The organism is Lysinibacillus sphaericus OT4b.31, from assembly GCF_000392615.1.
GTDB lineage: Bacteria > Bacillota > Bacilli > Bacillales_A > Planococcaceae > Lysinibacillus > Lysinibacillus sphaericus_B.
On sequence record NZ_KB933398.1, the window covers coordinates 3079531 to 3095385 of the forward strand.

Genomic DNA, 15855 nt, shown 5'->3' on the forward strand with positions numbered 1-15855 from the left:
AGTTAATACATATGGACGGGGTCACTGTTACTTGGATGTCTTACTTACTCATAGTTAAAAATCGTTGATGTAGTAACCGTCAAACATGCTCAAAGTAGAACAGTCGAATTTTGAAGAACATTTCTCTATACTTAATAGTAACCGCGTTTATACTGGAAAGGATGCTGTTTTTATGACACGAATACTAGCAATTAGTGATATCCACGGGGAATTAGACCTTTTTGAAGAATTATTAGTAAAGGTAAAGTATGATGCTACTCAAGATCAGTTATTTTTACTTGGTGATTATATCGACCGAGGACCTTCTTCTAGCGGGGTTTTAAATTTAGTAAGTGAACTACAAGCAAAGGGTGCTCGTGTTTTGCTTGGCAATCATGAAGCTATTATGTTAAAAGCCTGTCGCTCAGGCCTTCCTAAGTCTTGGAAGCATTGGATTAGTCTTTGCGGGGGAGATGCAACACTGTCAAGCTATGGCTTTCAGGCAGAAGACTTTGAAGAGGCCCTTAACAGCGATACATTACCTAGTTTTATTCAAACTTTACCTAAGCTCGAAGAACATTTACAGTTAATTGAAACGTTTGAAACCTATATTGAATTAGAAGATGCTATTTTTGTCCATGCCGGAGTGGTGCCTGGTATAGCTATAGAGGATACTGATCCCTTGCAGTTATTATGGATTCGAGAAGAGTTTCATGCAAACTATGCAGGGGAAAAAACCGTGATTTTTGGGCATACCTCAACTTATAGGCTTCACCACGATCCAACCAATTTCAATGTCTATTTTGGGGAAAATAATATAATAGGAATTGATGGTGGAGCTGTTTTTGGTGGTCAACTACATGCCTTGGAATGGCCGAGTTGCCACATAACCTCCGTGGAAAGGGAAAAGCCAACAAGCGAAGAATAACTTGTTGGCCTGTCCTTTTCTATACAATTTCAATATCCTTAATATAATTTAAATATAACGCCTACCAATGAGTAAATAATAACCGTTGAAAATAGGATTGTCATATGAAATAGAGAGAAGACAAACATTTTCGTCGCCCACTTCACTTGATCCTTATTGCTATGATAGCCGTAAATACTCATCACAAGCCATGCTACACTTAATAATAACGCAACGAGCATGATACCTACGCTCAATGAACCGAATAAAAAACTAGATAAAATGAGTAAAATCAAATAAAAGTTCGTTTGATAGTAAGTGCGACGCATTCCTTTAACAACAGGTAACATCGGTACACTTGCCGCTTCATAATCAACACGCTTACGAATGGCAATGGCGTAAAAATGAGGCATCTGCCATATCACCATCACAAAAAATAAACCCATTAAGGCTGGGTGCGTAATATCAGATGCTACAGCGGACCAACCGATTAACGGAGGTACAGCTCCCGATATACTACCAATTTCCGTATTATAAATTGTGCGACGTTTTGTCCACATTGTGTAAGGCACTACATATAAAAAGAGGCCTAGGAAGCCAAATAGTGCAGCAAGTGGTGAAGCAAGTGCTAGTACTCCTACCCCAACAATGAGCATAGCAATAGCAAGCATCAACGTTGCTTTCGCTGACATTTCCCCTGTTACAGTTGGGCGATTTTTTGTACGTGGCATAATGGCATCAATATCACGATCATACACATTATTAAATGCTCCTGCTGCCCCTATTACGAGAGCAGAACCGATTGTTGCAAAAATTATTTCTGGTATATTACCCATTAATGTCATTTTATTTTTATACATACCTAGCGCCAATCCAGCCCACATGGGAATTAAATTGGACTTAATAATCCCAGTTTTCACTGTCTGCGCCAAAATATCAGAACGCGAATGCTTCTCTAAAGTTGTTTCTACAGATTGTGGATTGTGCTCCGTTTTTAGATTCTGTTCCATTCATCTTAATTCCTTTTCTCTCATAATTTCTACACGCTTTCCTCCCCCGATAGAAAGCGACAAATTTTGCATCAAACATATCAAATTATTATTTTACCTCTTTTGGAACGAGTATGTCTCAAAGTTCACATAAAGTACATGATTTCGTAAATAAACGATGCATGTCCATTTCACAACTCCTTCTATGATACCACCGACTGTCATGAATTTGAACCGTATTGCCTTCATTCCTGCATATTGCTATTCAAGAAAAACTTTCTGTTCTATACTTATATGTATGTTCTACTAAACGAAGGAGTGTTACCCAGTGAAATACGGATTTATTGGCCTAGGAAATATGGCCACTGCCATTATTAAAGGGATGTGCAAAAGCGGTGATTTCCAGTCCAATTTTATATACGGCTATAATCGTACAAAAGCAAAAACAACAAAATTAGCAACCTCTTATGGCATACAAGCAACTGACTCTATAGAAGAGTTAATGTCAACTTGTGATGTTATTATTTTAGGCGTCAAACCACAAATGTTACCCGATGTTTTACCTGAAGTAAGAACGTATTTGCAAGAAAAGCATGTGATTGTTTCTATTGCCGCAGGAAAAAATTTAACGTACTTACAAGGGTATTTATCAGAGGTCACACCCATTATTCGTGTTATGCCAAACATCAATGCTCTGATCGGTGCTTCTACAAGCTGTTATATGGCAAGTGAACAAGTCACAACAACACAGCTTCAATTTGTCACAACTTTATTCGAAACTGTTGGTACCATTATCGAAGTACCAGAACATTTATTTTCGATTTTCACAACCATTGGCGGTGCTTCACCAGCATTTACCTATATGTATATTGATGCTTTAGCTCGAGCGGCAGTACGTGAAGGTATGCCTAAAAATATGGCGCTCGAAATCGCTGCAAATGCAGTACTTGGCAGTGCGAAAATGATATTACAATCACAAGAACACCCCTGGTCACTTGTCGACCAAGTATGTTCACCTGGTGGTACTACTATTCAAGGTGTATCCTCCCTACAAAGTAATCATTTTGAAACAACGATTCATGATGCCGTTGCAGCGGTAACGGATAAAGATCGTAGCTTGTCAAAATAACGCAGAACGTCTTTCTCTGATAGAATTCGGCTCCGTTCGAAGAAAAAGGTCTTGAAAACACTAAGTATTTTCGAGACCTGAGATGCTACAAATGAATAGATAAAATTAAAATCAATAGCAGCTTCCAATTTACGTACTAACTGGTCTTCAGGCACCATTTGGTCCATTGTCAGCATTTCTAATGATATGTCGTTCACTATTACTATTGTTCGTCAACCTATCCATCACCTCCATCATTTATAGACGTACACGAGTTGATTGGCGCGTAGGCGGCGACTTCTGCAAAGAATAGCATGAACTGAATGCCCCGCAGGAGCGTAGCGACGAGGAGTCTGAAGCCATAGTCTGAAGCCATGCCCGCGAAAAGCATCCTCCGTAGCTATAGCAACGGGTTCATTTAGATACTTCTATATTTAAAAGAAGAGAGACTGTAAACAAACTCAGTTTTTTGAGGTTGTCTATTATCCATTAATAAAAAGAACACCACTATCACATAAAAACAGAGTATCTCAAATCATAATCATTTGAGACACCCTGTTTTTTGTCATTTAATGCACGTTGTCTAGTAATTCTTTTGCTAAAAACACACCTAAATCCTGCATATTTTCTGGTGTGACACCGTGCCCATCTGGATACTGCTTGAATGTTACACGTGCACCAAATTGTTCAAACATTTCCTTGCTCTCAACGCCCCACTGAGATGGTATAACGTAATCATAATCACCATGTGAGATAAATATTTGTAGATGATTGATTGGACGAATAGCGTACTCTTCTGTTACAAATTTCGGCATGTATCCACTAAGTGCTACAACACCACGAATTAAATTCCCCATGACGAAAGCCAGGGATTGCGCTAAAACTGCACCTTGACTAAAGCCTACTACGTAAACTTTATGTGGATCGATTTGATATTCTTCAATCGCTTCAAGCATAAAACGTTGTAGAGCCACTAACACCTGATCGAAAATTGCACGATCTGGCTTACCGACTTCTTGTATCGTAAAAAATGCATAGCCTGGCTTTTGTGTAATTGGACCACGTAAGCTAAAAATATGGCACTGCTCTTTGAAATTTTGCACTAATTGCGGCAAGTCATGCTCATTACTGCCCATACCATGCAGTAAAAAGATTGCTGGGTATTTTTTATGTGGGTCCATATTGGACGGTTGTGTATGTTTAAATGTAAATGGTGTATTCATGGGCAAAATTCCTTTCAAATAACATTACTACTATCTTACCATACTCAATTATTGTCCTGCACAAATGTTGGTTTATTTACTTCTTATCTCATCTAAAAACGTAAATCTTACTCCTACTTCAGCATTTGTAAGACTCACTGCAATAAAAAGACTCCACTGCACAAAGGAAGGGAGTCAATATCATTACATTAATTTGGTTTTGTTGATGAGACCATCTGTATGATAAGCAATATAACCATTGATAATACGAATTGTTTCCTGTGGCTCGGCATCAAAAAGTACCTTCGATTGTTCTGGAGTAGATACTAGCACCGTCAATAAATCCATGCGCATTGAATGTCCTGCTGAACTATAGGCATAATCATAAACGATATCTTCTTCTGTTAAGCCTTGCGTTTCATACTGTTGATGGAACAATTCCTTTGCTGTATCCATTTGTTCAGCAACTTGCTGACGAATACGCATTTGGTGCATCAGTAGCTCTTCTTCAAGTACAGTTGGCTTTAACCACTGTTTTTTTACAAGCATTTTTAAAAATTCTTTTTCCCAAATTTGCTCATTTTCTGTGAAATATAGCATATTCATCATCAGCATATCCCAAAAAGCGGTTTGTGATTGCACAGACTCTCGCTGCATTGTAATGGTCTCTTTAAAATGCTGTTCGACCTGGGTAATATTCATGTTTCGAACTAAATGGTTACATACATTTTCTATAAATTTATTCGCCACTTCTTGTGCCATTATAAAAACCCGTCCTTTATATCTACAAATCATTTCACATCTATCATACCATGATTGTAGGACATAAATAAACGGGCAACGTTTAGGCTTGTACACATGGTTGTTGGAATAACAATGAAACTCAAGGACATCCTGGCTCATCTCAACCAAATAGCTGACTCAATAAAAGGTCAACTGCTTAATCGACGGTAATCCTGCTTGTTTCTATTGTCTTACTCGCCTACAAGCGTTTCTATGTACGCATTGTCATGATAACCGTCCAATATTTTTGGACAGTCATGGCGCTTTAATTTATGAAAATACATAGCTATCCATATTGGTAATGGTATTTTGGATAGCCTCTTTTAACGATAGCTGATGCTCAACACAATCAGCAAGTGCTTCCTCTAATGTAATAGCGGCATTCGCTATAAAAGGAGCCATTTGTAAATCTTTTGCTAATTGGATAAGAACGAGTGCCTTATTCCACTTCCAACGTGCATTTGTTGGATCAAGAATAATTGCTTGCTCTAAATAACCGAGTGCATCAAACGGCATCCAGCCAAAGCGATGCATCGTTTGACCCGTTATCCCCCAATATAATCCCTTATTTGGATTCTCCGTCACTGCCTGTTTGAAACAATGCACACTTTCATTATAATGATGGGCAAATAGGAATAGCTCGCCCTGAGTAAAGAAGGATTGCGCCTTTTCGTTCGCTGTGCCCGTTTTCGCCATTTCCTCAAGTTCTTTCACACGCTTCGCAAATGCAGCCTCATCCTTTATAGCACGAATTTCTACGACAACAGCTGATTCAGGATAGCTTTCATCAGCTCGTTCACCATGCTGTATTTCTACTGAAAGTGTTGGCTTTGGATATTTCGCAAAATCATACCCCTCAAGTAAAGCAATATATTTATCAGCTAATGCCTTGTCAGGTCCTTCAGCTACTTGCTTTGCCATTTCATAACATCTCATCAACTCTCCATTGTAAAAATAATCATCCATTGTCATACATCTTTCCCCCATTTTACAATTCATCAGTATGTATAGTATACACTACAAAAAACATGACAAGATAGAATGCTTTTTACAACTAAAAGTCCAAGCAATCTCCACACATTCCACAATCAACAGGTCTATTCTAGCTTACTCTATCATTCTTTAAAGTGACGCCAAAGAAAGAGCCAGCCTTCAAAAGGCATCGACAATGGTACTCTCGTCTTTTGTGGTTAGTTTTTCGAAATTTCCTGGAAATAAAAGGACACATATCCTGCATACACGATTTCTTTTAAGATGCGATAGAAAATCTGTTTAAATATAGCTGAATCTTTAATGCGACGTTCATAATTGTCATCGATAGACCTGCACTAGTTGGTTGGAGCGCAGGTGGAGGAGCGACTAGGAGACTGAAGCCATCATAGCTGTCAACTTAACAAAAATGTGTACTCTTTCGAAAAAGATGGTATGGATAAATACAAATCTTTTTTGGAAGGAGTCATTTTTATGAAGACACCGAAAAATATACAGTTACTCCAAAAGAAATAAAACACACCATTCTTCTTGAAAAATTAAACAAATGAATGGTTGGAAATCTAAAGTTGACAGATATGGACTGAAGCCATGCCCGCGAAAAGCGTTCGCTGTAGCGGAAAGAAACGGGTTCATATAGAGTCTTCAGTCACCATTTGATCAATTGGGCAGCATGTCTAATTGATCAAATGGTGCTATTTTTCATCATCCTATCCATCACCACAATCATTTTTAGACGTACACGAGTTGCTTGGAGCGCAGGCGGCGACTTCTGCGGGAATAGCATGAGCTGAAGGCCCCGCAGGAGCGTAGCGACGAGGAGACTGACGCCATGCCCGCGAAAAGCGTCCGCCGTAGTGAAAAGCAACGGGTTCATATAGATAGTTCTATTTTAAAAGAAAAAAGACTGTCCAAAAGTAAATTTTGGACAGTGACTTTGTAAAGCTATTTTTTTAATACTTCTGAATTAAAGAATGCACGTAAGTCTTCCTCTTGTAACGCACCTTCGAAACGATTTACCTCTTTGCCATCTTCAAAACGGATGAATGTTGGTGTTGCTTTAATGCCGTATTTATCCCATAACTCATCATACTCATAGACATTTATTTGCGCAATATCGACACCAAGCTCATCAGCAATTGGCATTAACTTAGGTGTGAAAGCTTGACAGTGCACACAAATTGGACTGAAGAAATAAGCATTCACATCTTCACCTGCTTCGATTTTTGCTTCTAGCTCGTCAGGGAGCATAATGTTTTGGTAATTTTCATCATCCAATTGGTCAATTGTTTCTTGTTTTAATTTTTTGTCACCGTATGGGTTATTTCCACTCGATAGTTTGTTATTGTTAGACACATTTGTTAGCACAATCACCGCTGCAAATAACACAACAATAATCGATCCGATAATTAATAGCTTTTTCAATGGACAAGCTCCTCCTTTTTCACACTAAAACATCCTAGTTTTAGTGTATCCGGAATTGATTATAAAGTGTTTTGAAATCCTAGTAAACTAATTAGTCTTTGAACTTAAGATTTCTCACTATTCAAACATAATTAAGATGTTTTTTGGAAAACTACTACCTATAAATGCTCAAAATGAATTTGGAGTGAAATGTAGCTATGAAACACACTTTCCATCATGTTTTCAAAATTTATAAAAATGATATCCATAACATATTAACAAACTGGGTAGTTGCTGTCATTATTGGTGGACTCATCTTTTTACCTTCTCTTTATGCCTGGCTTAATATTTACGCCTCGATGGACCCTTATGCTCATACAGCAAATATGAAGATTGCCGTTGTCAATGAAGACACCGGAGCAACTGTAAAGGGAGAAGATATAAATATCGGAAAGGAATTAACCGTTAATTTAAATGCCAATAAAAATTTTGCCTGGCAATTTACTTCAAGGCAAAAGGCTGTCGCTGACTTAAATAACGGCGACTATTTTGCAGTCATCATTGTTCCAACTGATTTTTCCGAAAAGCTGACGTCAATTCTTACTGATAAACCGACAAAAGCGCACATCGATTATTATGTAAATGAAAAAATTAATCCGATTGCGCCCAAAATTACTAGTAAAGGAGCCAGTGTTTTAACCCAACAAGTTTCCAGTGAATTTATATCCACCGTCAATGGAACACTTTTTTCTATTTTCAATACACTTGGCGTTGAAATGGAACAAGACATCCCAGACTTTAGAAAATTTGAAAACTATATTTTCACCATCGAACAACATCTGCCAGATATTGAATCATTTCTAACTCAAACATCCAAAGATGCGCAAAAAGCAGAAAAATTAATGAATCAAGCTACAACGCAAATCCCCGAAGTTCAAAAAATGACAACTGACGGACTTACTACTGTTCAAAAAGGATTACAACTTATTAATGAGGCTGAAGCGGTGTTCAATAAATTATCTCCAATTGTCAAAAAGGATTTACAAACCGTACAAAATATAGCAAATCAATTTACCCAACTTTTTGAAAAACTAGAACATGCCAATTTAGATACATCTGGCTTAACGCAAGCCAAAGAGGACCTTCAAAACCAAGTAAATTTGTCTCTGCAGAAAGTAAATAGCAGCATTCAAACACTCGAGGCATTAAAAAAATTAACCCAAGCGGAGACTGCGACTCGACAACAACTTGAAAAAGATTTACAAAACGTGCTTACTTCACTTCAACAAACTGATTCACAAGATGTCATTCATCCGTTAGCAAGTAAGCAAATTATACAACAGCTTGAAACCCTTCAAGGCAATTTGCAAGTTAATCCTAGTATAAGCGATTATTCCTTCAGCTCACTAACTGCCTTAAATCAGCTAAAATCTAACCTAATAGAGCTATCTGGAAATTTACAGCAGTTGGGTCATGTAGATGAGGAGACCATAAAAAAAGACATAGCTGATGTACAACTAGTCGCACAAAACGCAGCAAATCGAATAAATGAATTTCTTAGTTACTACGTTAATCAGCTAGAGCCACAAATTCAAACGACTTTGACAACTGCAAAAAATACATTAACAAATGCCTCCTCCATGCTGACAAAGGTACAAACAATTATTCCACAGGCCACACAATTATTAACCAATGCGCAAAAAACATTAGCTACCGCAAATAATACCCTTGCTGTTGCACAATCAGATTTTCCTACGTTAAGCAAAAAAATTATCGAACTGGCAAATAAGCTCAGAACACTTGAAAATGAAGCAGATCTATCCGAAATCGTGCAATTATTAAAAAATGATGTTAATGCCGAACGAGATTTCTTTGAAGAACCCATTAAACTAGAAGAACATAGAATGTTCCCCATCGCTAATTACGGAACAGCTATCACACCTTTTTATACAGTGTTATCTATTTGGGTTGGTTGTTTATTATTGATATCACTTCTTGCAGTGAATATCCACCAGACAGAGCTCTATAGTGTGCGTGAAGTATATTTTGGCCGCTTACTAACATTTACTACTCTTTCCTTTATTCAAACACTTATCATTACAATTGGTGATGTTATCATGCTAGACGGTTCAATCAGTGCGCCCTATTATTTTATATTATTTGGTCTTGTTATTAGCATTGTATTTGTCACAGTGGTCTACACGCTTGTGTCTGTATTTGGAAATGTGGGCAAAGCATTAGCGATTGTTATGCTGGTCTTGCAAATTGCAGGTTCAGGTGGCACATACCCTGTTGAATTATTACCAAAGTTTTTTCAATCCCTAAACCCATTTTTACCTTTTACCTACGCAATTGAAATGATGCGTGAGGCAGTTGGTGGCATCATATGGACAAAAGTTTGGATAGATCTCACTTTTTTACTAGGGTTTTGGTTATTCTTTATACTGTTTGGTTTCTTCTTAAAAAAATTATTGAGCGAAAAAATGGAACTTTTAATGAACAAAACACGTGGTTCAGATATATTTCATTGATAATCGTCCTTGTCTTCTATATATGTTCAGTCGAACGATGATATAATGGAAGCATTGTAAACATGTAGGAGGCGCTATCTTTGAAAAAACTTACATCTATTTTTGTTATGGCATTACTCGTTTTAAGTGCATGTGGAGAAGAAAAACAAGTAATTGAACAACAACCAACCGAATCACAAAGTGAAAGCTCACATGACGGGCATGATCATGCTTCTGGAGATATTCAGGAGGAAACTGCCGGTGCTGATGTGCTACCATCTTTTTTAGATAGTCAGTCAGAAAATATTCGACTGGTGTATCAAATTGCTGGTCAATCAACAGAGATTCTAGAATGGATGCCATGTTACTGTGGTTGCGGTGAATCCGCTGGGCATAAAAGTAATTTGAACTGCTTCATTCAAGAAAAACGTGAAGATGGGACAATGGTGTGGGATGATCATGGTACCCGTTGTATGGTATGTTTAGAAATTGCCCTACAATCAGCAAAAATGCATAAAGACGGTATGAGCCTAAAAGAAATTCGTCAAACGATCGATGACACTTATAAAAATGGCTATGCCAAACCAACTCCAACAGAGATGCCCGCTTAAAATACAAAAAACTCATCGTATTGATGAGTTTAAACTATAGACAAACTCAAAAAATTGAGTTGTTTACAGTTTTTTTCTTTTAAACATTGAAGTATATATGAACCCGTTGCTTTCCGCTACGGCGGACGCTTTTGCAGGCATGGCTTCATTTTGGACATCGCAAAGACCAAAAATGGAAGAAAATAGTTATTCGTAGCGTACTACTGTCGTTGCTAATAGGGGTTATTCAAACTACTATTTCTGATAAAATTTCAAAAGGTATTCGGCATGTGATCATTCCGAATACCTTTTGTCATCAATCTAAAAACTTATTTAATGAGTTGTAATACTGTTTTAAAATGTGCATGATCCGCTCTTTGAAGTAGCTCATATAGAATCATTTCTGTACTCGTCGGCAAAATCTCTAGTGCCTTCAATTTTTCAAGGCCAATCTCTTTGTTCGCCTTTGTTCGTGAAGATACGGCATCCACTACAACCTCGACCTCAAAGCCCTGCTCTTTTAACTGTCTTGCTGTTTGGTACACACAAATATGTGTTTCGATACCTGTCACAATAAACTGTGTACGGCCGCTTGCCTTCATTGCATCGACAAAAACATCCTCCTGACATGCACTAAAGGCTATTTTAGCAATCGGTTGCCCCTGTAGGTGCTGTGCAATGTCTAGCGCTGTGCCACCTAAACGACTTGGATTTTGTTCGAGCCATAGAATGGGTACTTCCAGTGCGTTCATAGCCTGTACTAATTTTGCTACATTTTGAATGACAGCCTCACTGTCATCTACAATTGTCGCTAATTTGCCTTGTACATCAACCACAACAAGACAAGCTTCCTCTACTGTAAACATTAAAACACCCCTTATCTCAATATTCACAGTTAATTATACCGAAAATTTTATGTTTATGTTGAGTTTTATGCTATTCCTTCAAGAGTCGGCGAATTGTCCAGAAGTAGCGCAAACCCTAAAAACGTATCGATTGTGTTTGAATTGTGTGCGTGCCTGGCACTATTATGCTCAAATATTGAGAATTTTATTTTTTCTCTTGAAAATTAAGTTATAATCCTATAAAGTGCATTTATCAAACAAAAATAAGGAGTGTACCATTTTGACACAACGTGCATACAATTTTAACGCAGGCCCTTCTGCACTACCGCAAGAAGTATTAGAAAACGCTCAACAACAATTAGTGAACTTCCGTGAATCAGGTATGTCGATCATGGAGATGAGCCACCGTAGTGCAATTTTTGATGATGTACATAACGAAGCAATTGCTCTTTTGAAAAAACTTTATGCCATCCCCGAAAACTATGAAGTACTATTCCTACAAGGTGGGGCAAGCCTTCAATTCACGATGGTGCCAATGAACTTCTTACAGGCTGATCAAAAGGCTAGCTACGTATTATCAGGCTCTTGGTCTGAAAAAGCAATCAAAGAAGCGAAATTTTTCGGTTTAGCTGTTGAAGCAGCAAGTACGAAAGAAAACAAATACCGCAATATTCCTGCATTGGCTGATATTCAATTCAATGAAGATGATGCTTATGTCCATATCACGTCAAACAACACAATTTACGGTACACAGTGGTATGATTTCCCTGAAACTGGTAATGTTCCATTAGTAGCCGATATGTCTAGTGACATCCTTTCTAAACCAGTTGATATCAGCAAATTTGGTATTATCTATGCGGGTGCACAAAAAAATCTTGGTCCCTCTGGTGTTACAGTCGTAATTATTCGCAAAGATTTACTTGAAAAAGCAAACAAAGAGATTCCAACAATGTTAAAATACACAACACATGCTGACAGTAACTCTTTATACAACACACCTCCGACATTTGGTATTTATATGTTAGGTGAAGTGTTGAAATGGGTTGAATCTAAAGGCGGCGTTGAAGCAATCGCGAAGCACAATGAAGTTAAAGCAAAAGTCATTTACGACGCCATTGACAATAGCAATGGCTTCTATACTGGACATGCAACGCCAGAAAGCCGTTCATTAATGAACATCACTTTCCGTGTCGCTGATGAGGAGCTAGAAAAACAATTCTTAGCTGAAGCAAAAGCAGCTGGTTTCGTCGGGTTAAACGGTCACCGTTCAGTTGGAGGCTGCCGCGCATCTACTTATAACGCAGTACCTTTAGAAGCTTGCGAAGCACTACGCGACTTTATGGTAGCATTCCAAAACAAACATCTATAATTTAACCAGCGGCGAATGATTATCTTAAAGAAATCATTCGTCGTTTTTTGGCATTATTATAACAATCAATTACACCTCTATGTCGTTTCTCCATTCGAATTTTGTATCCCCCATTAAATATTAAAAAATCTAAATGCTCCATCTCCCACTTTTAAGATGTGTGAAGCTTCTGTGCCTAGCACCCTATTTTCAGTACAATAATACAATTGCTAAACGAAGGTAAACTTTACAAGGAAGAAAGAGGTAGGAAAACAAATTCATTTTATAGCATCCTTATCAGCTTGGGGATTCATACAACAGAATAATTTTTTAGAAAAATATAGTTTTTTAAATGCTTTATCGGACATATTACCAATCTCCTTTCTTTCATAAATCATAGATTATAAGTGTAAGGCCTTAGCTTTACATTTACTATGGAGAAGGGAGGTCTTGTAAATGGAGGATAGACGATATGGAACACATATGAACTGGGATCGTTGCAAATGCCAAAAACCTAGCAATTGTTGTAAAAAAGAGGAAAAATGTCACTGTAAAAAAGAAGACAAATGTCACTCTCATAAAGAAGACAAATGCTCAGACAGATTTGCTAACAATTGCAGAAGTTGTATTTGCGACCAACTAAGAAAATTAGAGGCTGGAACTCTAGTTGATATCTTCTTGTCAGGCGGTGGTAGCTTCCTTGGCTTGACTTTTATCAGCTTCAGTCCGCAAAATTGTTGCGCTTATTTCCTTGAGAATGGAACAGCAACTTCACCGCTTATTATAGACTGTAAAAAAATTGACGCTCTTCGCAGATTGTCTAATTAGTTTTTGAAGAGGCTGTTTAATTAGTCTTCAAACAACAATGCACGTCTTCCTATATGGTAAAAATCCGCTTCACTTTCCGCGGGAGTCTACGCGGATTTTTACCTTTGTATTAATAACAGATTACGCTTAGCCTATTTTACAGCTCTTTCGACGCTGGCTGACAACATCGATAACTATTTTTTCACAACCCCTTTTCCAAATAAAAAACCCTGTCAAAGTTTATTTTGACAGAGTTTCGTGCTTACAATTTGGACATTTTCCGTAAATCTCAAATTTATGGTTTTCAATTTCATAATTAGGCAGTTTTTCTCCGAGCATTTCCATCGGGCAAAGATGCAGCTCTTTGACATTGCCACAGTCCATACAAATAAAATGATGGTGATGATGTTCCGACTCGCATTGCATACGAAAATTTCGTTCGCCTGATAATTCCGTTTCTTCTAAAATGCCAAGCTTCACAAAAGTCGCCAGATTGCGATAAATCGTATCAAAGCTCATGCCAGGAAATTCTTTTTTCAGCACGTCTAATAAATCACGAGCGGTTAAATATTTATCCGTTGCCGCAAACATGTCTAATATTAATTCACGCTTATCTGTTTTTTTATAGCCGTTTTCTTTTAAAATTTCCCACGCTCTTGAAATATTCACAGTGCTGCCTCCCCTTGTTTTGCAGATAATTTGAATACTACTTTCTTAACTACGATTACCAGTAATAAAATCAAAATCGAAGTGACTACAATTGTACCACCGGGTGCTAAATCCAAATAAAATGCACTCACTAAACCAATTAACACAGCTGTTTCACCAAAAACAATAGCATAGATGATTGTTTGCTTAAAACCTTTTGCCAGGCGCATTGCTGCTGCAACAGGTAATGTCATGAGAGAAGATACCAGTAAAATACCCACGATTCGCATGCTTGCAGCAATAACGAGCGCTGTTACAATCATAAACAATAGATGTACCCAACGTGCAGGCAGGCCGCTAGCTTTCGCATATTCTTCGTCAAACGACAGCACAAATAATTCCTTAAAGAATAAAAATAAAAAGACAATGACAACAACAGCAATCCCCACAACCACCCATAAATCCTGGCGTGATACAGCTGACACCGAGCCGAATAAATAACTCATTAAATCCGTACTAAAGCCACTTGCAAGTGAAATGAATATCGCACTAATCCCAATCCCACCTGACATAATAATCGGAATCGCTAGCTCTTCATAATGCTTATATAACCGTCGCAAGCGTTCTATTAAAATAGAGCCACTTACCGAAGCCAAGATACCTAAATAGATAGGATTAAGCATAGCAAACATTGCAAACGATTGACTTACATACAAGCTACCTGCAATCCCAGCCAGTGTCACATGTGATAAAGCATCTGCAATTAACGATAATCTGCGCACTACAATGAATACACCGAGAAGTGGTGCAATTATGCCAATTAAAAGCCCTGAGAAAAAGGCGTTTTGTAAAAATTCATAGTTTAAAATTGCTTCAATCATTACGCCTTCTCCTTTTAGTGAATCTTTCTCACGGAATGGCCGTACCAAGCATCGAGCGCATCCTGTGAAATTGTATCAAATTCATTTTTATAGCCATGGAAGTGAATCGTTTGATTTAAACACGCTACATGACTGATACGGTTCGAAACTGTATCGACATCATGTGTGACAAGAATCATCGTAATTCCCTGTTCCCGATTCAATTTCGCTAGCATATCATAAAACGACTGCACATTCTCGTGGTCGATGCCAACGGTTGGCTCATCAAGAATTAGTAGACTTGGCTCACTCACCAAAGCTCGTGCAATAAAGACGCGCTGCTGTTGTCCACCCGACAATTCACCAATATTACGATTCATAAAGTCTTCCATCCCTACTGCTTTTAATGCTTCTTGCACTCTATCTTTTGCATCTCGCGCGGAACGCTTAAAAAGCCCTATTTTTTTTGTTAATCCACTTTTAACTACCTCTTGTACAGTTGCCGGAAAACCTGAGTTGAAGGCATTGGATTTTTGTGACACATAACCAATCCATTCTCGGTGCTTGAATGTTGCACTTGGCTCACTAAATAATTTTATTTCACCCGACATTGGCTTCAGTAAACCTAAAATAATTTTTAGTAACGTTGACTTACCTGAACCATTAGGACCAAGTAATGCTAAAAAATCTCCTTCCTCCACTCGAAAAGAAATATTTTTTAATACTTGTGTATAGTCATATTGAAATGACACGTTTTCAATTTCAATTAACGTTTTTTTCATATCTTCGCTTCTTTCTAATTCAAAATCATTACGATTTACAAGTTGTAATTATAAATGATAGTTCAGTTTTTGTAAAGAAAACAAAACTTAAAAGGAGGGTTAG

15 protein-coding genes are annotated in these 15855 nt (G+C 37.7%); 6 read left to right on the forward strand and 9 right to left on the reverse strand.

Annotated features, from left to right (window positions below; all coding sequences use genetic code 11):
- Positions 1-172: 172 nt before the first annotated feature.
- Positions 173-907 carry a metallophosphoesterase gene (locus H131_RS14150; protein WP_010859859.1) on the forward strand — a complete coding sequence of 245 codons (735 nt, stop codon included), beginning with the start codon at positions 173-175 and terminating at the stop codon, positions 905-907.
- A gap of 38 nt (positions 908-945) precedes the next feature.
- Here H131_RS14150 and cyoE read toward each other — a convergent pair whose 3' ends face one another.
- Positions 946-1896, reverse strand: a complete 951-nt coding sequence (gene cyoE, locus H131_RS14155; protein WP_010859860.1) for a heme o synthase — start codon at positions 1894-1896, stop codon at positions 946-948.
- 307 nt (positions 1897-2203) lie between these two features.
- Here cyoE and proC point away from each other — a divergent pair, with 307 nt between their 5' ends.
- A complete protein-coding gene (proC, locus tag H131_RS14160; protein ID WP_010859861.1) occupies positions 2204-3004 on the forward strand; it encodes a pyrroline-5-carboxylate reductase in 801 nt (266 codons plus the stop codon).
- Positions 3005-3552: 548 nt separating this feature from the next.
- Here proC and H131_RS14165 read toward each other — a convergent pair.
- From H131_RS14165 to H131_RS14180, 4 genes are all read right to left on the reverse strand, one after another.
- Positions 3553-4206 (reverse strand): alpha/beta hydrolase, encoded by a 654-nt coding sequence (locus H131_RS14165; protein WP_010859862.1) that lies wholly within the window; start codon positions 4204-4206, stop codon positions 3553-3555.
- Between the two features lie 183 nt (positions 4207-4389).
- Positions 4390-4947 (reverse strand): hypothetical protein, encoded by a 558-nt coding sequence (locus H131_RS14170; RefSeq protein ID WP_010859863.1) that lies wholly within the window; start codon positions 4945-4947, stop codon positions 4390-4392.
- A 291-nt stretch (positions 4948-5238) separates the two neighbouring features.
- Entirely contained in the window at positions 5239-5940 is a 702-nt protein-coding gene (locus H131_RS14175; protein WP_010859864.1) for a tetratricopeptide repeat protein, read from the reverse strand.
- A 963-nt stretch (positions 5941-6903) separates the two neighbouring features.
- Positions 6904-7383 (reverse strand): thioredoxin family protein, encoded by a 480-nt coding sequence (locus H131_RS14180; RefSeq protein ID WP_010859865.1) that lies wholly within the window; start codon positions 7381-7383, stop codon positions 6904-6906.
- 197 nt (positions 7384-7580) lie between these two features.
- Between H131_RS14180 and H131_RS14185 the strand changes: the two genes are divergently transcribed.
- Both H131_RS14185 and H131_RS14190 read left to right on the forward strand, forming a co-directional pair.
- The gene (locus tag H131_RS14185) at positions 7581-9893 is read left to right on the forward strand and encodes a YhgE/Pip domain-containing protein (protein WP_010859866.1); all 2313 of its coding nucleotides are present in this window, start codon (positions 7581-7583) and stop codon (positions 9891-9893) included.
- 80 nt (positions 9894-9973) lie between these two features.
- Positions 9974-10483 carry a PCYCGC motif-containing (lipo)protein gene (locus H131_RS14190; protein WP_010859867.1) on the forward strand — a complete coding sequence of 170 codons (510 nt, stop codon included), beginning with the start codon at positions 9974-9976 and terminating at the stop codon, positions 10481-10483.
- 308 nt (positions 10484-10791) lie between these two features.
- On the opposite strand, the gene H131_RS14195 is transcribed toward H131_RS14190, so the two are convergent.
- Positions 10792-11328 (reverse strand): isochorismatase family protein, encoded by a 537-nt coding sequence (locus H131_RS14195; RefSeq protein WP_010859868.1) that lies wholly within the window; start codon positions 11326-11328, stop codon positions 10792-10794.
- 259 nt (positions 11329-11587) lie between these two features.
- On the opposite strand from H131_RS14195, the gene serC reads away from it, so the two are divergent.
- Together serC and H131_RS14205 are read left to right on the forward strand one after the other, a co-directional pair.
- Positions 11588-12676: a 3-phosphoserine/phosphohydroxythreonine transaminase gene (gene serC / locus H131_RS14200; RefSeq protein ID WP_010859869.1), complete on the forward strand. Its 1089-nt coding sequence runs from the start codon at positions 11588-11590 to the stop codon at positions 12674-12676.
- A 435-nt stretch (positions 12677-13111) separates the two neighbouring features.
- Complete coding sequence (locus H131_RS14205) at positions 13112-13483, forward strand: hypothetical protein (RefSeq protein WP_010859870.1); 372 nt, start codon at positions 13112-13114, stop codon at positions 13481-13483.
- A 219-nt stretch (positions 13484-13702) separates the two neighbouring features.
- Here the strand turns inward: H131_RS14205 and H131_RS14210 are convergent, their stop codons facing one another.
- The 3 genes from H131_RS14210 to H131_RS14220 are packed head-to-tail and all read right to left on the reverse strand — an operon-like array spanning position 13703 to position 15752.
- Positions 13703-14131 carry a Fur family transcriptional regulator gene (locus H131_RS14210; RefSeq protein ID WP_010859871.1) on the reverse strand — a complete coding sequence of 143 codons (429 nt, stop codon included), beginning with the start codon at positions 14129-14131 and terminating at the stop codon, positions 13703-13705.
- On the reverse strand, positions 14128-14991 hold the full coding sequence (locus tag H131_RS14215) for a metal ABC transporter permease (RefSeq protein WP_010859872.1): 864 nt from the start codon (positions 14989-14991) through the stop codon (positions 14128-14130). The genes H131_RS14210 and H131_RS14215 overlap by 4 nt, the downstream gene beginning before the upstream one ends.
- 14 nt (positions 14992-15005) lie before the next feature.
- Positions 15006-15752, reverse strand: a complete 747-nt coding sequence (locus H131_RS14220; protein ID WP_010859873.1) for a metal ABC transporter ATP-binding protein — start codon at positions 15750-15752, stop codon at positions 15006-15008.
- Between the last annotated feature and the right edge of the window lie 103 nt (positions 15753-15855).